We start from the raw sequence: 23,774 nt of genomic DNA on the forward strand, positions 1-23,774 counted from the left end.
AGACCCTTTTCACGGTTTCTCAGTTCTCGCGGAAACCTGTTTCGCTTGCTGAAAACCGCGTTCGCACGTTTCGCTGGGCTGTCTCTCAAACTCAGTTCGCTTCTCTCCCGTCATCTGGTGTTGCTCCTTTTCTAATCTGAGATGATCGCACGTCGTGGCAATTTCAAAAGTACTTCTCGTTGCTGGCTCTGCAAATTTTTCGACGCGTGAAGTTTGGGAAGGCTACCGAATCGCGCTGTCGTATCAGGGAATCGAAGTCATTCCCTATCCGACATTTTCGTTGTTGAAAGTTCTCAGCCCGGACGGGGTCTGTTCGGATCTGATCGGAACAGCTTTGGACTGCGATCAGCAAATTGATTGCGTTGTATTCATCGACGGCTTGTATTTTCGAGGAAAGAGAGCCCGCGTCCCGCGATCAATCCTCGCGGCCGGAACTCCGACGGTTCTCATTGCGACCGACGATCCCTACGAAGAGATTCCTCAGGCGGAACTGATCTATCGAGTTCGCTTTTCGAACGAACTGACATGTGCGGGCGACGGCGTCCAATACCTTCCAACAGCATCACTGGAATTTCCGGAACTGCCTCGTCTTGAGAACCCGAAGTATGCCCTTTCGTTCGTCGGGACCGTCTTCGAAGACCGTGTCCCGTTCTTGGTTCACTTCGCGGAGCATTGTGAGCAACAACGGCTCCCCTTTCTGATAGCTGGCAAGTTCGTGGCTGGCTACGACGAACTTTCGAAGTTTCAAATGGCAACTCTTCGACCGGGAACCATTGGCTTCGCCGAAAAGTGCGAAATCTACGCCAACTCGAAAGTGGTGTTGAACCTGTTTCGAGGGTCAGAAACAGCACAATCCCCAAATCCCCGAGTGTTCGAAGTGACCGCGTTTGGACACGCAGCCCTATTGAGCGGGCCAAAGAGAAGCGAAGTCCGTTCGATCTTTGGAGAGAGCGTCGCTGAATTCGAAACTCCGGACAAAGGAATCCGCCTCTTCGACACACTTGTGACGGATTCTGAGACGAGAATCTCGAACGTTGTTCGCGCGAAAGAGATCACCACTTCAGGCCACTTGTACGTCGATCGCGCAGCACAGCTGATCAAAAATTTGAGAGAGCAACTTGCGGATGCTCGAGTCGCCGAAACAAATGAGCACCGGCTCGCCTGGATTATCGGGAGCGGGCGAACGGGCTCCACATGGCTCGCTGAAATGCTGGGAGATTTGCCCGGGATTCGCCGATGGCACGAGCCGTACTTCGGCCGATTTCTGAAACACGTGCAAGACAGGCCCGAAGAACTCGACCGAAACGCCTCTTTCTTCTCTCGCAAGTATCTGCGTACCTGGCTCGACGGGCTGCGAAAACTCTTCTATGGGATGGTTCAGGACCGCTATCCCGATTTCGGCCGTCATGCTCTCGTCGTCAAGGAAGTGAATACCCCCGAATTATTCGGATGGATTCACTCGCTCTTCCCGACAGGTCAACTGATTTACCTCGTCCGCGATCCCTTCGACACTCTCGACTCTTACTTTGATATGCAAAAGCCCGGTAGCTGGAACTCCCACTTCGGCGACGGCGATGATCCGCTCACGGAAGCCAATGTTCGACGGACAGCGTCACACATTCGAAATGCGATGGAAGCGGCAGCCTCAGCTTACGATCGATTCCCCAGCACGCAACGACTTCGTCTTTCGTATGAAGAGCTGTTGGCCGCTCCCGTTCAATCGCTGCAGAAGTGTTGCGAATTGCTCTCTGTAGAACGGACAGATTCGGAGATTGAAGAAGTCGTCAAGAAGCACGACTTTCAGAATTACTCCAAGACCGGCAAACTTCAATTTCGCCGCTCAGGTCGATCCGGAGTCTGGAGAAATTCCGAGAACTTTCGGGATCCAAAAGTTCTCGGAATCGCTGACGAAATCCTCGGCCCGATTCGTCGCATCCATGGCTATGAAGATCAGTAAAACCTCTTTGATATCCAAACAGGTTGCTGTCTTCTGTGCACTCGCTTGAAGTTCTCAAGATGGTTTCCGTCCCGTGTGCTTATGCATCATCGCGGAACCAGCTTCGAAGACCGCTCTCAGGATAGACAGTGTGCGACTCAAACAACGCTTGTACGTTTCGCACTCGTCACCCTTCAAAATCGAAGCCAGTCAGTCCATGACCAAAATGTCATTTTGAACGGACACAACTCCCGGGACTTTCTGGGCGATCGTCTGAGCAATCTGTTTCAAGTAGTAGGAGCGTAACTTGCCTGACAACGTGACTTGGTTCCCTCTTTCGATGCTGCAACTCACATCATCGAGTTGATGATAGCTCAGCTTTCCAAGAGACAATTTCACACGCGTAACGAGATCACCGGAGTTAATACAGTCAATATTGGCATTCACTTCACTCACCCAAGACCCTGTTTCTGATGGGGGAAATGTTCGATGGCAGTTTGTGGAGTTGAGAGCGCCCTACCATTGTTTTCGCCTTCGAATTAGCACGTCCCATGCCGACTTACTGATTTTGGGAAAAGTTCCGTTCTCTCGATCGCGTGTACGGACACATCCGAAGCGTGTTTCGGACCGTCCGTCGCGATGGACACTCCTGAACCTGCCTGAAAATTGCTGTCGTCGAGTCTCAGAATGGAGTTCTTGTAATTTCTTCAAGATCATGAAAATTGGATAAAGGTCTCCTCTTTTTTCTGACCGACCGCTTCGGAAACCGTTTGAAGAACGGGCGAGTGCGTTTCTCTCAGAAGTTTCTTGCTGGAAAACTATGCACACAGGGTCACGGAATGATCAGACAAGAAGCCGACCTGTCCCCGACATCACCCGGAAGCAGCTGCAGGGAATCACTCTCGAAGACCGCGACAAAACGACGGAATCGCAGACCGGGTTGATGGTGCCTCTGTGAACCCGGAGCAAAGAATCTTCAGCGAGGGGCGACCGCTCCGATGAATCCCGCTCCGCGAAAGGGAGTTTTGACAGGGGACCGCAGATCGGGCTTTGACGGCTTCAGAAAGTTGTCGGACTCTCGATCAGTTGAGACAAACTCGAGATCGTCGACATTGAGGCGTCCCCCATCTTCGAAAATGTTCAACCATTCCGACGCGGTTTGGCTGGGACCTGTCGACCAGTTCAAACGCGTCGGCGGGCCATTTTTTCCGATGTCAGCAAGGGAGACATTCGGTGAACGGGTGGTCACTTCACCGTCAGGATTCTCGACGAACAGGTTCTGCACGAAACTCATCTCGGAGATTCGGTCGACCTGACTTGATTCGATCACGATTGCCCGAGCACATCGATAAAACGTGTTGTTGCAGATCAAAGCCCCCATAATGGCCCGCTCGCTGCCTGCAAAACGAATCGCGGTTTGAGCATTCTGGAAGATGCACCGCTCGACAATCAGATCTTCGAGGTCTTCGTTCAGCTGTATTCCGGAATCGAACTGCCCAAGAAATCGACACTGTCGAATTTGAACATGACGTGTGCTGGAGAAGCTCGCTTCAATCGAGGATTCCGACGTGAACTGAATCGCAACCACCGGTTGTTGATCGGATTCGAACTGGCAATTCTCGCAAGTGACCGGTTGCTGCGCGAGACCACTCACTCCGAAACATTGAATTCCCCGTTGACCAATGTTTCGAATTGCGACGTTCCGGAATGTCGTTCCAGTTGAATAGCCTGAAATACTGATCGCACTGGGACAATTCGCAGCATCGAAGACAAGGTTCGAGACGGTGAGTCCCTCAACCGATTTCAAACTGAGAAGAGAAGAGTTCTTCCCGGTGATCACAGGTCGGTTCGACTCGTCGCCAGTGATTTCGAATCCTCGGGGAAATTGTCCCAAGCCGGAATTATCGATCGCCAGGTGTTCTTCGAAGGTCTGACCTGCGGCCAACTCGATTTTCTGAAAACGCGCCTTCGACGGGTCCTGTTCCAGCACGTACAGAAGGGCCGTTCGCACACTTCGGAAATTGCCCGAGGGACCAACTGTAATCGTGCTCCCAGCGATTGGAGAAAGCGGCTCAAGGGACTCTTCCGCCGGGTCCTCTTCGACAACTGGCGGCGAGGGAGGGCTGTTCGGCTCAGGCTCAGCGCCATCTCCGGAAAACATCAACCAGAGAGCGACCAGAACAATGAATCCACCGCCCCACATCCAGAATTGGCTGATCGACTTGGTACGTCGTGATCGATGAGACGATTTTGACGACGACACTAAACTCGACGAACGTCGCGTGATCTTACTCGAATCGGCCGTGACATGGACGGTGCTGTCCGGTTCCTTGCCGCGTCTCCGGATCGTTGAATCTGACTTGCTGACCCCAGTGGGCGACTCCGTCATGACGTTGCTGTCGAGTCGCGACAGAAAATCGACCAGCTCTTCGGGTGCATCATCGTTTCCGTCACCGCGATTGCTGCGAAGGAGCGACTCGACGGTCGGAGTTTCCAGCTGCGCGAATGAATCGCCGGAAGGCTCTTCTTCGTTCGTTTCGAGCCATGCAGAAAGTTCATCGGCCACAGCTTGAGCGGTTTGAACTCGTTTCTTTGGATCTTTGGCCATCATCCGCATGATCAGATCGCTCAACTCAACCGGCACATCTTTTTTGATGCGATGAACTGGCTTCGGTGTTTTCGACTGATGAGCGAGAAGTCGCTGGGCCAATGTGCCTTCGTTGAAGGGAGGTCGACCCGCGAGCAAGAAATAGAACGTGCAGCCCAGTGCGTAGATGTCTGCCCGTGTATCGACGTTGTGGCTGTCAACGGCCTGTTCGGGAGCCAGATAATCCGCCGTTCCCAGCACCTTTTCGTCATTGGCGACGGTGAGTGAGAAATCCTCGTCCTTCCGAAAGGCTTTCGCGAGTCCGAGATCCATCATCCGGACGACCCCTGCCCCATCGACGATGAAGTTTCCCGGTTTGATGTCACGATGGATGAGCCCCGCATCGTGTGCGTGCTGAAGCCCGAGCGCTGCCTGCCGGATGTAATCGGCAGCTGTGAGTGGTTCGAGTTGACCAAGAGCCCTGACGAGTTCAAAGAAATTGTGGCCCGGAATGAATTCCATGACCAGAAAGTGAATTTCTAGCTGTCCATCCACTTCGGAATCGATGTCGTAGGCCCGAACGATGTTGGGATGATCAAGGACTGCGACCGCCTGAGCTTCTCGATGAAACCGTTCGAGATACGACGAATCCTGAACGAGTTTGTGTGGCAGAACTTTCAAAGCGACCTGCCGCTTCATGACGACATGTTCGGCGAGGTAAACCGTGCTCATTCCTCCTTTTCCGAGGAGTGTGAGCAGTTTGTACTTGCCAAGAAAGAACCCTCGATGTTTGCCCTTCAGAAGTTTGGCAGCTTGCCAGGGGGTGATGAGTTCCTTCTCAATCAAGACGTTGGTCAGGTCTTCCGGGCCCGATCCGCCCTCTTGCTGACGGAAGTCATTGACGGCCTGAGTCAACACAGAAGCGTCAATCAGTCCGCTTCTTTTGAGTGTGACAATCAGAGATTCCAGTGGTGTTCCGGTTGTCGCATTCATTTCTGATCGATGCTGAAAACGTCAATGTTCACGATATTGAGACTGGAAACTCTCTCGAGAGCAAAGTTCCTACCTGTGCACTCGATTGACCTGCTTCACATGATTGTCGTCCTGATCGTTCGTGTGAGTTGGCGAAGACCACCCCAAAAAATATTCGAATTCCTGAATTCGCTGCATGATCGGACCGAACCGGATGACTCCGAAAGGGTCCAATGGAGCTATTACAGGAAAATGCTGCTCATTGAGGATAAACTTGACAATGAGTCGATGTACAGCGTACTTCGACGTGCAATTTGAAGTTCTCGTTTTGGCGTAAACTTTTTGCTGCTGGCCAATTGTGTCAGCCGCAATCGCGACGCCCGGGAGCCTCAGGTCGGATACGGCACGACGGATTGGACGAGCACCCCACAATCCCATCGGCAAAAACTGTTGTAACATTCGATCGTTTGTGTCACGCATTGAATGACTGCCACGATTTCGGGAAACTGCTGTCTGATTTTTCTCGTCGTCGGAATTGGATTTCGTTACACTTACTATTCAGTGGTGATTAGGGAAATTGCCCCGCACCACCATATCTTTACACGCAAATCAGCAGAAGGCATCGTTGTGTCGACAGTCGCGGAACCGAAAACTGAAAAGAGTGCCCTCACCGGAGCCGAAATTCTCGTTGAAGCGTTGATCCATCAGGGAGCTCAAAGCGTCTTCGCCTATCCCGGTGGGGCCAGCATGCCTCTGCATCAGGCATTGCGAAAACATCGCGATCAAATTCGCACCATCCTGCCGCGACATGAGCAGGGCGGCGGATTCGCAGCTCAAGGTGTCTCACGCACCAGCGACGAAGTCGGAATCTGCATGGCCACAAGTGGCCCGGGAGCCACGAACCTCGTCACAGCCATTGCCGATGCGAAGATGGACAGCGTTCCCATGCTGGCCATCACCGGACAGGTTCCTCAGAAAGTCATCGGAACGGATGCGTTTCAGGAAACTCCAATTGTCGAAATCGCCCGGGCTGTGACCAAGCATTACTACATGATCACAGCAGAAGATCCGGATGATGAAGCCTCTGTTCAGGAAGCGCTTCGAAGCATTCCGCGGATCGTCAAGGAAGCCTACTTCGTCGCGAAAACTGGTCGCCCCGGCCCGGTTTTGATCGATTTCCCGAAGAACATTCAACTGTCCAAGGCAGACGGCGAGATCGATTTCGACCCTCCGATGTATCTTCCCGGCTATCATCCGGAGCGTCGTCAGGTTGCTCCAGAACAAATCAATCAGGTGATCGCAGCGATCCGTCGTTCGAAACGCCCTGTCTTGTACGTGGGTGGCGGATGTATCAACTCTGATGCAGCAGCAGAACTGACAGCTTTCGCGAAGAAAGCGAACATCCCAGTGACCATGACCTGCATGGGTCTCGGATCATTTCCGGGTGACGATCCGCAGTCTCTTCACATGCTAGGGATGCACGGAACGGTTTATTCCAACTTCGCTGTGAACGAAGCCGACCTCCTGCTGGCATTCGGCGTTCGATTCGACGATCGCGTGACCGGCAAACTCGAAGAATTCGCGAAGCATGGAAAAATCATCCATGTCGATATCGATCCTTCCGAGATGAACAAGAACAAGGAAGCTCATTTCCCAATCGTCGCTGACTTGAAGCTGTTCCTCGAACACCTCAATCGCGAGTTCACCGATCAAGACGTCCCGCAAACCGATGACTGGTGGAAGCAAATCAACGAGTGGAAAGAAAAGTATCCGCTCAAGTACGCCGATGCTGGCGACCTGATTTTGCCTCAATACGCGATTGATGAACTTTGGCGGCAAACGATTGAGCGAGACCCGTACATCTGCGTCGGGGTTGGACAGCATCAGATGTTTGCAGCCCAGTTCTACAAGTTCCGCAAGCCAAAACACTGGCTCTCCAGTTCTGGACTCGGAACCATGGGATTCGGACTGCCAACGGCAATGGGTGTTCAGGCAGCCCATCCAGATTCTCTCGTCGTCGATATCGATGGCGACGGATCGATTCTGATGAACATTCAGGAACTGGCAACGCTCAACTGTGAAAAACTTCCCGTCAAAATCCTGTTGCTCAACAACCAGCACCTGGGAATGGTCGTTCAGTGGGAAGACCGATTCATGGACGGTCGTCGGGCCCATACGTACCTCGGCCCCGTTGATCATCCGGAAGCCCTTGGTGAAGGAAGTGGCGGTCACTACGAAGAAACCTATCCAAACTTCGTGCAGATGGCGGAGAGCTTCGGAATCAAATCGAAGCAAGTCCGCAGCAAAGCCGAATTCCCAGCCGCTCTGAAAGAGATGCTGGACTCGGACTCACCATATCTGCTCGACGTGATTTGCCCTTATCAAGAACATGTGTTGCCAATGATCCCCGCTGGCGGAACCGCTCGCGACATCATCACTGAGTAACAAAGAACCGGCGGATTCCGTCAGTTCGGGAGTGCCTTACGGTTTCCCGCGAGGTGAAATGTGTTGACTCCGATCCTCACGGCTCCTAGCATCCGTCGATCGATCTCACTTTATGTGATTGCACAACTGACTTCCCGCAACTTGAAAAAATGGGACTGAAGCCGACCGACTGAGATCCCCAGTTCCTGAAAATGGAGCAGATCCTCGTTCACCAAACTTTAGAGATCGATCGATAAACAAGCGAGAAATCATGTTCGTTCACAGCCTCCCATCACTCGTTTCCTTCCAGTCGTCACCGTTGGCGAGCTGGTTTAGCGGGTATTATTGGTTTGCTTTTAAAGCAAATCGGGGCGGTTGACCGTGAACGTTTGAATAACGACTCAGCAACAAAGGCCCTGATTCCTGAATGGATTCAGGGCCTTATTTTTGTTGATACAGACCTGATGTCATCCATTTCCTGTTCGACTCTTCCGAATTCGTTCCGGCGAGTTGACATGATTGAGCGAAGAAGCTCACCACGTTTTCTAACAACAACGCCAACCTTCCAGCGTCAACCCATTGGAAGGGAAAAAGGACAATTCGATGATCGTAGTGATGAAACCGCACCCGACTCCTGAAATGATTCAGACCATGGTCGAACGTGTTGAGAAAATGGGACTAAAGGCTCACGTCATTGAGGGCACAGAGCGGACAGTCATCGCTGCTGTCGGCGACGAACGCGACGGTGGTCGTGAAGCCCTCGAATCTTATGAAGAAGTCGAAAAAGTGATGCCGATCCTCGCCCCATACAAAATCGCCAGTTCAGAAACCAAACCGGAACCAACAGTCATTCGGGTTCGCGACCTAGTCATGGGAGGCGGAAACGTCGGAGTGATCGCCGGTCCCTGTTCTGTCGAGAGTGAAGAACAGATCATGGAATCCGCTCGTAAAGTGAAAGCCGCGGGGGCCACCGGGCTTCGCGGGGGAGCCTTCAAGCCACGAACAAGCCCGTACGCTTTCCAGGGAATGAAGGAAGACGGCCTGAAACTGCTCGCCGCTGCCCGCGACGAAACGGGACTGGCAGTCGTCACCGAAGTAATGACTCCCCATCACGTCGAACTGGTCGCGAAATACACCGATGTTCTTCAGATCGGTGCGAGAAACATGCAGAACTACCATCTGCTTCAGGCGGTTGGCGAGATTCGCAAACCCGTGCTGCTCAAGCGTGGTGCCTCAGCGACGATGGACGAGTTCCTTCTTGCGGCTGAATACATTCTCGATCAGGGAAATCAGGAAGTTGCACTCTGCGAACGCGGCATCCGATCTTTCGAAGCGCACACGCGATTCACTCTTCCACTGGCGACTGTCCCTTACTTGCGGCAACGAACTCACTTGCCAGTCGTGATCGATCCAAGTCACGGAACCGGAATTGCGTCGCTTGTTCCTCCGATGTGTACAGCTGCTGTCGCTGCGGGAGCTGACGGACTGATCATCGAAGTTCACCCCGATCCAAAGAACGCGATGAGCGATGGAGCACAGTCGCTGACTCCCGAAGCATTCGAAAAAGTGATGCTCCGGTGCCGCAAGGTTGCAGACGCCCTCGATTACAAAATGTCTTGAGCCGTTGCGATGCACGATGATATCCGTTGCTTGATTTCCGAATCAGAAATCCATGCCGCAGTTGAACGGCTCGGTCGCCAGATCAGCGATGATTTCGGCGACTCTGAACTCACTGTGCTTGGAATTCTGACGGGAAGTATTGTCCTCGTCACTGACCTGATGCGCCGGATCGAAGTGCGCCACCAGCTTGGATTGATTCAGGCTTCAAGCTATCGGGGAGAAACAACCCAGCCCGATGAGTTAATCATCAATCTGGAGACTCTCCCCGAGATTCGCGGGCGCGATGTTTTGATTGTCGATGACATTTTCGACACCGGTCGAACGATGACGAAGGTGCAGCGAGAACTCGAACGCTTTCAGCCGCGTCGGATTCGATCTGCCGTCCTGCTTTGGAAGAAGTCGCGAACCGAAGGACCTGTTCGGCCGGATTATCATTGCTTCGACATCCCCGACGAATTCGTGGTCGGCTACGGTCTCGACTACAACGGCGAATATCGGCACCTGCCTTACATCGGCGTCCTGCCGCCACAAAGCTAATTTGACTTCGTTGTTCTGTAGCTGCGATTGACGCGAGCAACCGATGCATTGATTCAAAGCGAAGAGTTCCGCCGCGTGTGCAGAGTTCTTCAACATTGCCTCAGGCTGGTTGAGAACTCTTCTTATCGCTGATGAATGAATTCGACTCTGACTCAGCCGATGGAGTCAGAGTCCACTCCCGAATTGACTTCTCCCCTCTCCTCGCTGATTGCGGGCTCAACTGTTCAATAAGTTCTCTGCTTCGCTGTGCGCGAATTCTTATTGCCATCCGCGAATCCTTGCGAGCACTCTATCGACTCCGATATCGCGTGATTTCTTTGCTGGTTGCCAACGAACTGTCCGCGCAAGCGCGGCGTTTCTCGAAGGAAATGAATTTCGGCGGATGCAGCGGCGTCCTGAAAATCTTCTTTCCCTAGCGCAGCGTTCACAGTTTGTTCATGACTTCCTGTGTCTCTCTCGCAGAAGTCATTTGAAGCGTTCCGTGAACGTCGTGGAATTCTCACTGAGTTCATTCAATCTTTCACAGAACTAAAAACTCTTGTGCAACACTCCTTCTATGTTGGCGAAAGGAGTTGCCGTGAACTCAAACAGTCACGGTCGGTCCTTTTCGAAGTTCAACCATCACTCAAGTTGGGTGGATGCTTTGCCAGCAACACATCGCACACTCAGGGAAGAGTCATGAGACACGATGAGGTCAATTTCTCTCAGACCGACACGTCGGTGCGTGCGCTCTTTCTCAGCGACATCCATCTGGGGTGTCGCCATTCGCAGGCAAAGAAACTTCTCGACTTTCTCTCCAACTACCGACCGCAATATCTCTATCTCATCGGAGATATCATCGACGGGCGGAGCCTCAGGAGAAAATGGAGATGGGGCCCGGAGTTATCGGAAGTGCTGCTTCGACTCATGGATCTCGCCGCACAAGGAACAGTGATTCGATATGCCGTTGGGAATCATGATGACTTCCTGCGAGACAAAGAGCTTCGAGACCAACTCTCTCGTTTTCAGATGGTCGAGTTCGCTGAAGAATTTGTTCATCAAACGATGGATGAGAAAAAATTTCTGGTGATCCACGGAGATCGTTTCGATCGCATTGAGCAGTCTGCGAAATGGGTGTCGGTGATTTCTTCCTGGGTCTACGAAGGGCTTCTCACTTTGAACCAGGCATGGAGCTTTCTGGTCAAACAGCAACTGTTCGGTGAGTACTCATTCAGCGCGCGTGTGAAACGAAGCGTGAAGTCAGTCGTCAAATACATCAGCGAGTTTGAACAGAAAATTGCCGACCACGCGAAAAAAATGGGGTGCCAAGGCGTGATCTGCGGACACATTCATACGCCTGTCAAAACAGAGATTGATGGCCTCACCTACTGCAACACGGGTGACTGGGTCGAGAACTGTAGCGCATTGCTGGAGCATCACGATGGAACTCTCGAATTGAAATTCGGTCCGAACTGCAGTTCCGAACATCGCCCAGCCAATGTTGCTTCCTCTTCGACACAACGACCACTCGTACTGAGGCCAAACACTGTCCCCGGTGGAACGCGAGCGGCTTCGACAGCAACACAAAGTTAACGCCATTTCAGAGTTGTTTCATTTCGTTTGGTACGAGCAAGCACTCTGCGATGCCAAATCCACATCGCCAGAGGACCGCCTCCGAAACCGAGGCGCCTCTCGCAAAAGAGACAAGACAGGACGTTGCAACGTTGTCCACAAGGACAGCAAGTCACACCGAGAACTGCTTTTCCAGCCCCGGAATTGAAGCCCGAATCACTCCGAGTTCAACGTCTGTGTTGAGCCTCGGAACAGTTCGGATTCAACAGATTGAATGGAGCGTCGATCGTGGCCAAAGTTGTTTACAGTCTGGCAGGAGAAGGACGAGGGCATGCCACGCGGTCAAAAACGATTATTGACCAACTGGTTCGACGCGGCCATCGCGTTTACGTGTTCGCCCCAGCTGTCGCTTATGAACTTCTCTCGGAAGTCTACCGCAGTTCAGAGCGGGTCATCGTGGAAGAAATTCCCGGTCTTGTCTTTCACTATCGAAACGAACGAGTCGACTTCACTGGCACAACTCTGGGAACAATTGACTACGTTCGAGGACTTCCGCTGCTTGTCTCTCGTTTGCAGAATCGGCTGGATCAGATTGAACCTGATCTGGCGATTACCGATTTCGAACCGGCTCTGCCCCGGGCAGCGAAACTCGCTGGTGTGCCCTGGATCAGTGTGAATCATCAGCACTTCCTGGTCGTCAGTGACTTTCATTCGCTACCGAGATCGTTGCGTACCAAAGCCTGGTTAATGTCCAAGGTGGTGGGACAATATTACCGCGACCCAGCGAAGATGGTCGTCTCTTCGTTCTATTTTCCGCCGCTGAAAGAACGTTATCGAGATACGATCCAGACAGGCGTGCTGCTGAGAGAACAGGTCGTCAATGCTGTTCCGGAAAAGCACGATCATGTGGTTGCCTACTTGCGGCGATTCGCAACGGAGAAGATGCTCCACTCGCTCGCGAACTGCGGATCGCGAGTAAAGGTCTACGGCCTCGGTGAACGCCCCCGTCAGGGATCGATCGAGTTTTGCCCGATCAGCGATTCCGGATTTCTGGAGGACTTACGGACCTGTAAAGCTTTGGTCTCCAGCGCGGGGAATCAACTTGTTGGAGAAGCACTCTTTCTTAAGAAGCCCGTGCTGGTGTTTCCGGAAGCGAAGAACTTTGAACAGGAGATCAACGCCCGGTATCTCGAGCAGTCGGGCGGAGGAACCTGGGTGGGCTACTCTCAATTCGACCAGAAGGTAATGAGAGAGTTCCTGGAATCATTGAATGAGTTTCAATGCAACATTCCGCGTGAAGCTCTCAACGGAAATACGCGAACGATGCAGGTCATCGACCATTTCCTTCCGACCCCAAAACGAACTCCCGTCTATTCTCAGAAGCTCGCGGGTGTGGGAGTTTAGAGCAAGTTGCTCTTTCCTGTGCACTCGCTTGAGATGTTTCATCAGATAAAAGGCTGTGTTTGCTCGTGCGAGAGAGTGCAAACCTAATCGAAAATGGTTTAGACGTACTTCTTCATTGAGGCAACAGCCACTCGCCATCTGTGCTTTCTTAACCTCGCCCCTGCTTCCTTGTGTTCGAGAGTTGTCGTCGAAACACACCGAATGACTCTCTCTCGAAATCTGTCTGAGCAAGATAAGGAAACCGGCAACGGACGAATTCGTAATCTTCCGCCAAATGAAATAAAAAACGACCACGCCGAATAGCGTGGTCGTTTTTGTTTGGATAGTCAGTTATCCCGACGAGCGGCGATGTTCGCGAGCTACGCCTGTGCGGATGATTCCGCCGGAATTCGGTCGTCGACATCGGTCGCCTGACCAATTTTTCTCAGGAACGAAATTGCCCACCAGGTTGGATCAAGTTCCCACCATTTGTGTCCTGCTCGTGCGAGTTTTGGATGTGCATGATGATTGTTGTGCCATCCTTCACCGTAGGCGAGAATCGCAACCCACCAGAGGTTCCGAGATTGATCTGTCGTTTCGTAGTTTCGATATCCCCAGAGGTGTGTCGCAGAGTTGACGAACCAGGTGCTGTGGTAGGCAAAAACCATTCTCACGCACATGCCCCACAGCAACATTGGAAGACCACCGACGTACAGCAGGGTCAATCCTGTCGCCCAGAGCCACAACGCAAATGTTCGCTCGAAGAAGACCATCGTCTTGTCTTTCATCAGATCGGGAACATAGTACTTCTGCAGCAGTTCATCTTTGCGCTTGGGATTCTTCAGCATCATCCACCAGAGATGTGACCACCAGGGACCATCGAGTGGAGAGTGTGGGTCGCCCGGGTGATCGGAATGCCCGTGGTGAACGCGATGAGTTCCACTCCAGCGGATTGGTCCCCCTTCACCAGCAATGACGCCGAAGAATGTTGCGACCACTTTGGCTGGCCACTTCAGTTTCAGAGAACGGTGAGAAAGACACCGGTGGTAGGCTAGACAGATTCCGATGCTGCATGTCAGCCAGTGCAGGACAACAGCAACAGCGACAGCTTCCCAAGTGAAGAAAAACGGAGCAGCCAGTGCACCGATATGCATTCCCGTCATCCAGATCGCCACAACAGGATCCAGATTCTTCCAGGTCAACTGTCGCGGTTCAAAGTACGCGAGAAGTTCCTGACGGGCGATGGCTGATTCGCTCATCGCTTGTTCTTTGGTATCCTGATCCGTGTCGACGGTCACCAAGCCTTCGTCATTGACAGATGGCTTGTCGATATCGTCGAGAACATCAGGTTGATCGATGAGTGTTGACATCTGCGATTCAATCCAGTTCATTGATTAAGTTTGAAACACCCGGTCTCCGAGTATTGAGCGGGTTTGTATCAGAATCTTCGGGGTTGTTGTGTCAGAGGGTGGCGAAACTTCAGTCAAAGTTGCGCCGATAACTGTCAAAGAAATGTCAAAGCGACATAAACCACTACTTCACTGCATGTTGCGACATCGAAACACAACCTCCCAGAGCTGCCGAGAGCAGGAAATCGAGTCGAATTCACCTTCTAAAATTGGAGAAAATCGAATGAAAGTCGTCTTTCAAAGTGTCGGAATCGTGGCACTCCTCGCTGCGTGCATGATTTTGACCCGTGGTCAGGAGCAGACAGTGAGTGCGGAAGAGAGCGAAAAATCGGTGCTGCGGCACGTTGTCATGTTCAAATTCAAGGACGATGCGACCGACGAACAGATTTCACAGGTCGTCGAGGAATTCGGAAAACTCCCTGAGAAGATCTCGGAAATCCACGCTTACGAATGGGGAACGAACAATAGCCCGGAAAAGCACGACAAAGGCCACACTCACTGCTTTCTGGTGTCGTTCAAGAGCGAAGCAGACAGAGATGCTTATCTCCCCCATCCTGCCCATCAGGAATTCGTCAAGATCCTCTTACCTATCCTCGATGACGTGACTGTTGTGGATTATTGGGCGACAAATTGATTCGTGCGGGTTTCATTGGCCCATTGCGATGCTAAACTCGACATGTTTGGCGCAGGATCCGTCAGTCTCCGCTGACGGATTTTCGTTGCGCAGTGAAAAATGTGTCTCATTATCGTGGTGTCATCACGAATGTTGACTCTACGAAAACACGTTCGCAGATGGAATCTCTGAACCGTCCTGATTCGACCAGCGATTGAGTTCGAGGGGAGCCTCTGAGAGTCCGATGGCTCGTCGCAGGTCAATTTCGAATTGGGACAGTTTGATTCTTGGGAAGTTTGGGAATTCAGATGTCAGTCACAGCAGTAGTTGGTCTCCAATGGGGAGACGAGGCCAAAGGAAAAATTGTCGATCTTCTGACAGATCAGCACGAAGTTGTTGTGCGGTATCTGGGAGGGAATAACGCTGGCCATACTGTGATGTTCGGCGGGCAGACATATAAGCTGTCGCTGCTGCCGGCGGGCATCCTTCGTCCGGGCGTGACATCGGTGATCGCCAACGGTGTTGTCCTCAACCCCAAAGCGCTTTTGAGCGAATTGGATTCGATCGTCAAACAGGGAGTTGATCCGGGAAATCTGCTGATCAGTGACAAAGCTCACGTGATCTTCCCGTATCACATGGTCGAGGAAGCGGTTCTCGAATCTCATCGAGGCGACAAAGCCATCGGCACAACGATGCGAGGCATCGGAACGTGTTATCGTGACAAGTACGGGAGAACACATGCGATCCGCATGGGCGATCTTCTTCGGAAAGACTTGTTTCGCGAGCGACTCAATGACGTTTACGAAACGAAAAAGTTGTTGATCAACGCAATGGATCCCAAAGCTGAATTGCCTCCCGTCGACGAAATCTTCGACGAGTACATGGGCTATGCGGACATTCTGAAAGACCGTGTGATTGACACGACCTCTTATCTGCATCGTGTGTTGCGAGAAGGTAAGTCGATGTTGTTCGAAGGTGCTCAAGGCAGCCTCCTCGATATCGATCACGGCACCTTCCCTTACGTTACCTCTTCCAACAGTTCAGGCTGTGGAATTCAAGCAGGTAGTGGAGTTCCGAGTCGAAGAATTGACCGCGTGATTGGAGTGGTCAAAGCTTACACAACCCGTGTGGGTGGCGGTCCCTGTCCAACGGAACTGACCGACGAAACCGGACAGCACATCCGCGACGAAGGCAACGAGTACGGCACTGTCACAGGTCGCCCCCGCCGATGTGGCTGGTTCGATGCCGTCGCCACAGCTCATGGGGCTCGCGTTTCTGGAATCGACTGCATCGCTGTCATGCTGCTCGACGTCTTGAGTAAGCTCGACGAAGTCAAGATCTGCGAAGCGTACGAGATTGACGGTGAGCGAACGACCGATTTCCCGAGTCAGCTCGACGACCTCGCCAAAGCCAAGCCGATTTATCGAACTCTTCCAGGTTGGAAAACGGACATCACAGGTGTCCGTCGGCTTGAAGATTTCCCATCAGAAGCCAGAGCATACATTGACAGTGTCTCGGAGCTTCTTGAAGCTGAAGTCGGATTCGTCTCGATCGGCCCGGATCGTGAACAAACAGTTATCCTGTAACCCAACAACAGCGATATCAAACCAGCCTCCGCAGTCGACGATGCTTCCCGTTCAGGATGCTTCGTCGGGAATCTTTAGGCTTACCACACTGACTGCAACGACTGTGGCGGTTTCAACGACTCGATCGATCGAGTCGTTGATTCCCCCCTGTTTCTTAGTTGATTTCTTGTTAGAATTGTGATTCTCATCTGCGAAAAAACCGCGGGTGGGTGTCGAATCCCATCATTCTATTGACTCGGTGGGATAGAATAAGACTTGATGTTCTTTCAGTTCCCGGTTTGGAGTTGGGACAAGAACATCGTCAGACGCGACCCCATGGGCGACTCTTCCTCTCTATAGGGTCCAGCCTGCAATTTTCTTGAGCACTCAATGAATTCGACCGAAGACCAGCTAAATCAGATTCTTGAAGAGCGAGTTCTTCTTCTCGACGGATCGATGGGAGCATTGATTTTCTCCAACAATCCTCAAGAAGAGGACTATCGAGGAGAACGATTCAAAAGTCACCCCGTCGACCTCAGAAATGCGGCGGATATTCTCGCCCTCACTCAGCCTCAGCTCATCGAGCAAATCCATCGGGATTATCTCGAAGCGGGTTCGGACATCATCGAGACCGATACCTTTACCGCGAGCATCATCACTCTCGAAGAGTATCAGCTTTCGGATCTGACTTACGAAATCAACAAGACCGCTGCAGAACTGGCTCGACGTGCCGCAGACGACTACACAAAGAAGACGCCCGATAAACCGCGATTCGTTGCGGGAAGTATCGGTCCGACGAATCGTCAGCTTTCGATGAATGCCGACGAACCCGGTGCTCGTCCCGTCACGTTTGATCAGATGGCTGCTTCGTACGCAGAACAGGTGCGGGGGCTCATCGATGGAGGAGTCGACATTCTCCTCCCGGAAACATCCTTCGACACGTTGAACATGAAAGCGGCACTCGTTGCCATTGATCAGGTCTTCCGCGAGAAAAATGTGCGCGTGCCTGTGATGTCCTCATGTACGATTTTCGAGGGGGGACGCTCAATGACCGCCCAGACGGTCGAAGCGTTCTACACATCGGTCTCACACTTCCCGCTGTTCAGCGTCGGCCTGAACTGTGCGCTCGGCCCGAAACAGATCCGTCCTTACGTCGAAGCACTTTCACGTGTCGCGGATTGTCACGTTTCCTGTTATCCGAACGCCGGAATGCCGGACGGGATGGGGGGATTCGATTCCAACCCGGAAGAAGTCGCGGCTGTCATCGGAGAAATGGCTCAGAACAAGTGGGTCGGAATCGTCGGGGGATGTTGTGGAACAACTCCGGAATTCATCCGACAGATTGCGAAACACGTCGACAGCACCAAACCTCGACCACGCCCTCAACGGAAAGCAGTCTCCAGCTATTCCGGTTTGGAGCGATTTGAACTGACGGAAAACTCGAACTTCTGCATGGTCGGGGAACGGACCAACGTCACCGGATCGCGGAAATTTGCCAGACTGATCCGTGAAGAGAAGTTTGATGAAGCTCTGAGCATTGCCCACGGCCAGGTGGAAGGTGGAGCAAACATTGTCGATGTTAACATGGACGAAGGACTGCTGGATTCCGTGGCCTACATGGAGAAGTTCTTGTGGCTTCTTTCCGACGATAGTCTCTCCGTCCCCATTATGATCGACTCCTCGAACTGGGATGTGATCGAGGCGGGTCTTAAGTGCGTGCAGGGCAAGGGAATCGTCAACTCGATCAGCCTCAAAGAGGGAGAAGAAAAATTCCTCGAGCAAGCGAGAATCGTCCGCCGCTACGGAGCCGCTGCGGTCGTGATGGCCTTTGATGAAGAAGGACAGGCGGTCACAGCTGATCATAAAGTGGCGATCTGTAAGCGAGCCTATCAACTGCTTACAGAACAAGCTGGCTTCCCGCCCGAAGATATTATCTTTGACCCGAACATCCTTACCGTTGCGACGGGTATGGAAGAACACAACAACTATGCTGTTGAGTTCTTTGAAGCCATTCGGAAGATCAAGAAGGAATGTCCGGGAGCGAAGACCTCCGGCGGAGTGAGTAACGTTTCGTTCTCCTTCCGGGGGAATGACGTTGTGCGTGAAGCGATGAATGCGTGCTTCCTGTATCACGCCATCGCTGCCGGCCTCGACATGGGAATCGTGAACGCCGGTCAGCTCGAAGTCTACGATGAGATCGATCCGAAACTTCGCGACTTGATCGAAGATGTTCTTTTCAATCGACATCCGGAAGCCACTGATCGCCTGATCGAATACGCAGAAGAAATCAAGAATTCATCTCGCGGCAAACAGTCGGATGCGAGTGCGCTTGCCTGGCGAGAGAACACCGTCGAAGAGCGATTGAAGTATTCGCTGCTCAAGGGCATCACCGATTTCATCGTCGAGGATACAGAAGAAGCCCGGCAAAAATATGGACGTCCGTTGAATGTCATTCAGGGTCCGTTGATGGACGGAATGAATGTCGTCGGAGAATTGTTCGGTACGGGAAAAATGTTCCTGCCGCAAGTGGTGAAATCCGCGCGGGTGATGAAGAAATCAGTTGCGTATCTTGAACCGTACATGGAGGAAGAGAAGCGCGAAGCTGGTCTTGAAAACGCTCCGGGTCGCGGAACCGTTGTTCTGGCCACCGTCAAAGGAGACGTTCACGACATCGGAAAGAATATCGTGGGTGTCGTTCTGCGATGTAACAATTTCGACGTGATCGACCTCGGTGTGATGGTTCCTTCAGAGAAGATTCTCGAAGTGGCACAAGAGAAAAAGGCAGACATCATCGGGCTCTCCGGCCTCATTACGCCATCGCTCGAAGAAATGATTCACGTTGCCAAAGAGATGAACCGGACCGGTTTTCAAGTTCCGCTCCTCATTGGAGGGGCAACAACATCTGCGCGTCACACAGCTGTGAAGATCGCTCAGAACTACGACTCGCCCACAGTGCATGTCGTCGATGCTTCACTCTCGGTTCCCGTTGTCGAATCACTGCTCGATGACGAACGTCGGGATGCGTTCATCAAAAAGAACGAGGAGAAGCAGGAGAAAGACCGCGCTACGTTCAATCAACGGCAGGACCGTAACCTCGTCACGTACGAAGTGGCCTGTCAGCGACGATTCACAACCGACTGGGACAGCGTCGACATTCCGGAGCCAACGTTCCTTGGACGGCGACAGATCGAAAATCAGAGCCTTGAGAAGCTTCGGGAATTCGTGGACTGGTCACCATTCTTCAGCACATGGGAACTCCGCGGAAAGTATCCGAAGATTTTCGAAGATGAGCACGTCGGCGAAGAAGCCCGAAAACTGTTCGCTGATGCCAACAATTTGCTGGATCGCATCATCTCGGAAAAGCTGCTGACCGCTCGCGGCGTTTACGGATTCTGGCCAGCCAACAGCATCGGCGAAGACGTTTATGTCTTTGGCGAAGATGATCCGGAACGCAAGAACGATCCGATTGCTGTCTTTCCAATGCTTCGGCAACAGTGGGAAAGAAAAGGTCAAAAGGACTTCCGTTCCCTCGCCGATTACATTGCTCCACTTGAGTCCGGTCGACGCGACTTCATTGGGGCATTCGCTGTGACTGCTGGAATTGGCTGCGATGAACTGGTCGCCGAGTTCCTGGCCGAACACGATGACTACAACTCCATCATGACAAAAGCCATCGCAGACCGACTGGCGGAAGCTTTCGCAGAATATCTGCACATGAAAGCCCGAATCGAATGGGGTTACGATCAAGCTGAGTCACTGACAAACGAAGACCTCATTGCAGAAAAGTATCGAGGAATTCGACCAGCGTTCGGATACCCGGCCTGCCCCGACCACACGCCGAAAGAACGCTTGTGGAAGTTGCTCGATGCAGAGAACGCAACGGGCATTCAACTGACAGAGTCGTTCGCGATGTACCCCGCCGCATCCGTCAGCGGGTTGCACTTCGCACATCCCGAGTCACGCTACTTCAGCGTCGACCGAGTAACAAAAGATCAGGTCACAAACTACGCGGAACGATCCGGAATGACAGTGGAACAGGCCGAGAGATGGCTAGGTTCCAACCTCGGATACACTCCTTAAGCCATCTCCCAGCGACTCTCTGCACTCGACGAAAGTTGCAACTGCTCTTGAGAGCTTAAGCGGACTCGACTCCGATTTGGTGGTCCGGCGATTCGGTGGCCATCCGAACGGGTCGAGTTCTCGGTCCGTTGAGAAGTCGCCCCAACCAGGTGTATCGAACCATCTTGTCGTAGGTGATCAACAGAATTCCCGTGACGACAACGTTGATCAGAACGAACTTCAAAAACGCGGGGGCTGACCAGTCTCTCACAAGAATCTGTGCGACAAAGATCAACGGAAGATGCGCCAGATACAACCAGTACGAGGAATCAGAGAGATACCGGATCGTTGGATTCTCTGCGTTCACGAATCGACGGAAGAGCCCCATCAGCCCGAATGTGAAGAGCCAGGCATAAGACACTTGCAAAAATCCGGAGACGAGTCGAGTCGCTGTCTCTCCGAAGTGCGGACTAAATTCGCTTGAACCGAATGCGAAGACCAGCCCGACCGGGAAGATCAGCAGGACCGCGATCGGGATCGAAATCCACCAGTATTTCCCGACTCTTCCTGTCTCGTCATCGGAATCAAAATAGAGTGCGCCAAAGGCGAAGAAGACCCCGTAATACAAAAGAACGTGTGGATACGGGAGCAATCCGGTCGAGGTGTCCGGGCCGAATGTCGGGAAGGCTCTGCCCATTTCCCACTGAGGGATCATGGTGATCGGAATGAGCCACAAGTAGCGAAGTGGCGAAAGAATCCATGGCCCGTGAATTCCCTTCCAGCCAATTCGATCAACAATGATTGCGTAGAGTGCGAAGGCAACGATGAGCCAGCACAAGAACCAGAGGAACCACAGATGGTGAAAGAAGTGCATTCCCATCAGAGTCTGGACAAACTGCCCAAGCTGAAATTCATTGCTCGCTGCGGTTTCTGGAGCTGAAGTGCTGACGGGAGAAGCCTCAGCGGGTTGTGACTCAAGCAACGCGATCACTTCCTCGCGGCCCGCTTCAACACTTTCTTGTTCAACAGGAACCTGAATCATCCCGGCAATGAACTGCGTCGTTCCCCAGTCAACTCGCGCCGATTCAATGGGGCGTTGACGTTGAGCGTTGAGTACCTCCGGATCAGCACCGGCATTCAAAAGCACTTCCAGAACTTCGCTGCGTCCGAGGAATGCCGCTGAGTGCAGAGCAGTGTTTCCGTCTCGAGACTTGAGAGACGGATCCGCGCCCAAATCCAGCAGCACTTGAACGGTTTCCGGATCATCAAACAGGGCTGCGTATGCGAGTGGGGTGCCTCCCGATTCTGGATGCAGTTGATTGATCTCGTCGTGTGAAAAATCTCTGCTCGCGAGTTCTTCATGCTGCCCAAACTTGATCAGCGTCCAGAGATCTGCATCGGCGAAATCGCTCGGAGCTTCTTGAACAGTTGCATTCGCGCCGGACTGAATCGCCCAGATCATTATCACGTTGGTCAACGGGATGATCGTCGCCAACCCTAAGAGTAATGGAAGAAAGATCCGCTTGAAGCGATGTTGCAGCAAGGCTTTCAGTCCTCGCTTTCTCCATAACATCGCCGTAAAGAATCCGCTCATCACAAAAAAGAGCGGCATTCGAAACCCATGCACAAAGCTCATGAAGAGACCGAACAGCGGATTCTGGTCATCATCCTGAACTGGCCATGGAAGCGGTGTGAATGACAACGCAGCATGTAACGCGATCCCCAAGAGCATCGCGAAAGCGCGGAGCGCATCAAGGTCATGGCGTCGGGAAATTGAGAGGCGATTGTCTGAGTTCATCGTGAACATTTCGTAGATGGGGCAACGTGCGAGGAACTCGACGCCGAATGAAAGATTGATTTGAAACCCGAAGGTTCTTACGAGACAGCGACTGCCGATTCACAATCCTGCACTTCACAAGATCGTCATCGCAGCTGCGAGAGATCGAGAACACGTTTAGCTGTCTTCACATCAGGTCAACAAAGATCGAAAAACGCCAACAAGCTCAAAAAGATCAAAGTGATTTGCAATTTGTTGTCGAACTCGACGAAAACACAACCAGTTTCAAAATCGAATGGTTTCAGTTTTCCTCAACATTTGGAAGATCGATGTCAGAAATCACTGTGATCTCTTCAAAAAACGGCCTCGAAGCAACCCGGCACGCCTATCAAGCTCTCATCTCCGGATCGGAAGCGCTGTCGGCAGTCGTGGAAGGGGTAACGCTTGTCGAGGATGATCCAGCAGACATGACCGTGGGATACGGAGGTCTTCCAAACTCCAACGGTGACGTTGAACTCGATGCAGCAGCGATGCACGGACCGACGCACAGAGTGGGAGGAGTGGCTGGTCTCAAGGGCTATCGACATGCTGCGAGGTTGGCGAAGCTCGTTTTAGAACAGACGAAACATGCACTTCTTGTTGGCGAAGGCGCGGCCGAATTCGCACGAGCGAATGGGTTTCGTGAAGAGAATCTACTGACGGAAACCGCTCGACAAATCTGGCTGTACTGGAAACAAACGAACTCAACTCGAGAAGACTGGGTTCCTCCGCCGTGGGACACACTTCCGCCTGAAGTCCAGAAGTTCTTTGCAAAGATGCGCCCCGGGGCAGAAAGTTCACAGAACGCCTATCAACGAAGCGAGGCAGTCGACCGTCCCACCGGGACGATTCATTGCTCCTGCATCGACGCACAAGGAGATCTCTCCTGCGTCACGACAACGAGCGGACTCGCCTTCAAACTTCCCGGTCGAGTTGGCGACTCCGCAATTCCGGGAGCGGGACTCTATGTCGACAACGAAGTTGGAAGCTGTGGAAGCACAGGCCGCGGGGAAGAGAATGTCCGCAACTGCTCGTCGTTTGCGGTCGTCGAAATGATGCGATCCGGGCTCAGTCCCGCTGAAGCGGGGATGGAAGCCATGAAACGCATCGCCGGTCACGTCAGCGAGTCGTATTTCCTTGGAAACGACGGTCGCCCCAACTTTGGATTGAAATTCTACATACTCGCCAAATCAGGAGAGTATGCAGGTGTTTCCATGTGGGGGCCGACTCAGTTCGCCGTGACCGACTCACAAGGGACGCGATACGAAGAGTGCCAATTTCTGTACTCGAAACCGTAACGCG

The 23,774-nt window shown here is 52.5% G+C and carries 14 protein-coding genes; 10 read left to right on the forward strand and 4 right to left on the reverse strand.

The window, feature by feature from the left end:
- Positions 1–154 precede the first annotated feature (154 nt).
- Positions 155–1,957 (forward strand): sulfotransferase, encoded by a 1,803-nt coding sequence (locus KOR42_RS06590; protein WP_146508129.1) that lies wholly within the window; start codon positions 155–157, stop codon positions 1,955–1,957.
- A gap of 189 nt (positions 1,958–2,146) precedes the next feature.
- Here KOR42_RS06590 and KOR42_RS27800 read toward each other — a convergent pair whose 3' ends face one another.
- Positions 2,147–2,392, reverse strand: coding sequence for a BON domain-containing protein (locus KOR42_RS27800; protein WP_146508131.1), 246 nt, complete (start codon positions 2,390–2,392; stop codon positions 2,147–2,149).
- 520 nt (positions 2,393–2,912) lie between these two features.
- Positions 2,913–5,516, reverse strand: a complete 2,604-nt coding sequence (locus tag KOR42_RS06600; protein ID WP_146508133.1) for a protein kinase domain-containing protein — start codon at positions 5,514–5,516, stop codon at positions 2,913–2,915.
- Positions 5,517–6,122: 606 nt separating this feature from the next.
- Between KOR42_RS06600 and ilvB the strand changes: the two genes are divergently transcribed.
- The 5 genes from ilvB (at position 6,123) to KOR42_RS06625 (ending at position 13,031) form a co-directional block, all read left to right on the forward strand.
- Positions 6,123–7,940: a biosynthetic-type acetolactate synthase large subunit gene (gene ilvB / locus KOR42_RS06605; protein WP_390620866.1), complete on the forward strand. Its 1,818-nt coding sequence runs from the start codon at positions 6,123–6,125 to the stop codon at positions 7,938–7,940.
- Positions 7,941–8,522: 582 nt separating this feature from the next.
- Positions 8,523–9,539, forward strand: coding sequence for a 3-deoxy-7-phosphoheptulonate synthase (aroF, locus tag KOR42_RS06610; RefSeq protein WP_146508137.1), 1,017 nt, complete (start codon positions 8,523–8,525; stop codon positions 9,537–9,539).
- 9 nt (positions 9,540–9,548) lie between these two features.
- Positions 9,549–10,076 carry a hypoxanthine phosphoribosyltransferase gene (hpt, locus tag KOR42_RS06615; RefSeq protein ID WP_231740718.1) on the forward strand — a complete coding sequence of 176 codons (528 nt, stop codon included), beginning with the start codon at positions 9,549–9,551 and terminating at the stop codon, positions 10,074–10,076.
- A 678-nt stretch (positions 10,077–10,754) separates the two neighbouring features.
- Positions 10,755–11,648, forward strand: coding sequence for a UDP-2,3-diacylglucosamine diphosphatase (locus KOR42_RS06620; RefSeq protein WP_146508139.1), 894 nt, complete (start codon positions 10,755–10,757; stop codon positions 11,646–11,648).
- 267 nt (positions 11,649–11,915) lie between these two features.
- Positions 11,916–13,031: a glycosyltransferase family protein gene (locus KOR42_RS06625; protein ID WP_197440923.1), complete on the forward strand. Its 1,116-nt coding sequence runs from the start codon at positions 11,916–11,918 to the stop codon at positions 13,029–13,031.
- 359 nt (positions 13,032–13,390) lie between these two features.
- Here the strand turns inward: KOR42_RS06625 and KOR42_RS06630 are convergent, their stop codons facing one another.
- Positions 13,391–14,380, reverse strand: coding sequence for an acyl-CoA desaturase (locus KOR42_RS06630; protein WP_146508142.1), 990 nt, complete (start codon positions 14,378–14,380; stop codon positions 13,391–13,393).
- A 262-nt stretch (positions 14,381–14,642) separates the two neighbouring features.
- Here KOR42_RS06630 and KOR42_RS06635 point away from each other — a divergent pair, with 262 nt between their 5' ends.
- From KOR42_RS06635 to metH, 3 genes are all read left to right on the forward strand, one after another.
- Positions 14,643–15,053, forward strand: coding sequence for a Dabb family protein (locus KOR42_RS06635; RefSeq protein ID WP_146508144.1), 411 nt, complete (start codon positions 14,643–14,645; stop codon positions 15,051–15,053).
- A 287-nt stretch (positions 15,054–15,340) separates the two neighbouring features.
- Complete coding sequence (locus tag KOR42_RS06640) at positions 15,341–16,618, forward strand: adenylosuccinate synthase (RefSeq protein ID WP_146508146.1); 1,278 nt, start codon at positions 15,341–15,343, stop codon at positions 16,616–16,618.
- 369 nt (positions 16,619–16,987) lie between these two features.
- Entirely contained in the window at positions 16,988–20,677 is a 3,690-nt protein-coding gene (metH, locus tag KOR42_RS06645; protein WP_146508148.1) for a methionine synthase, read from the forward strand.
- A gap of 55 nt (positions 20,678–20,732) precedes the next feature.
- Here the strand turns inward: metH and KOR42_RS06650 are convergent, their stop codons facing one another.
- A complete protein-coding gene (locus KOR42_RS06650) occupies positions 20,733–22,454 on the reverse strand; it encodes an acyltransferase family protein (protein ID WP_197440924.1) in 1,722 nt (573 codons plus the stop codon).
- Between the two features lie 308 nt (positions 22,455–22,762).
- Here KOR42_RS06650 and KOR42_RS06655 point away from each other — a divergent pair, with 308 nt between their 5' ends.
- On the forward strand, positions 22,763–23,770 hold the full coding sequence (locus KOR42_RS06655) for a N(4)-(beta-N-acetylglucosaminyl)-L-asparaginase (protein WP_146508152.1): 1,008 nt from the start codon (positions 22,763–22,765) through the stop codon (positions 23,768–23,770).
- Positions 23,771–23,774: the final 4 nt, after the last annotated feature.

This window comes from Thalassoglobus neptunius (genome assembly GCF_007859735.1).
GTDB lineage: Bacteria > Planctomycetota > Planctomycetia > Planctomycetales > Planctomycetaceae > Thalassoglobus > Thalassoglobus neptunius.

Coding starts and splice junctions, on each gene's coding strand:
- aroF (WP_146508137.1), top strand. CDS start 8,523: ATGATCGTAGTGATGAAACCGCACCCGACTCCTGAAATGATTCAGACC.
- KOR42_RS06650 (WP_197440924.1), bottom strand. CDS start 22,454: ATGAACTCAGACAATCGCCTCTCAATTTCCCGACGCCATGACCTTGAT.
- KOR42_RS06620 (WP_146508139.1), top strand. CDS start 10,755: ATGAGACACGATGAGGTCAATTTCTCTCAGACCGACACGTCGGTGCGT.
- KOR42_RS06635 (WP_146508144.1), top strand. CDS start 14,643: ATGAAAGTCGTCTTTCAAAGTGTCGGAATCGTGGCACTCCTCGCTGCG.
- KOR42_RS06600 (WP_146508133.1), bottom strand. CDS start 5,516: ATGAATGCGACAACCGGAACACCACTGGAATCTCTGATTGTCACACTC.
- KOR42_RS06655 (WP_146508152.1), top strand. CDS start 22,763: ATGTCAGAAATCACTGTGATCTCTTCAAAAAACGGCCTCGAAGCAACC.
- metH (WP_146508148.1), top strand. CDS start 16,988: ATGAATTCGACCGAAGACCAGCTAAATCAGATTCTTGAAGAGCGAGTT.
- KOR42_RS06640 (WP_146508146.1), top strand. CDS start 15,341: ATGTCAGTCACAGCAGTAGTTGGTCTCCAATGGGGAGACGAGGCCAAA.
- hpt (WP_231740718.1), top strand. CDS start 9,549: ATGCACGATGATATCCGTTGCTTGATTTCCGAATCAGAAATCCATGCC.
- KOR42_RS06630 (WP_146508142.1), bottom strand. CDS start 14,380: ATGTCAACACTCATCGATCAACCTGATGTTCTCGACGATATCGACAAG.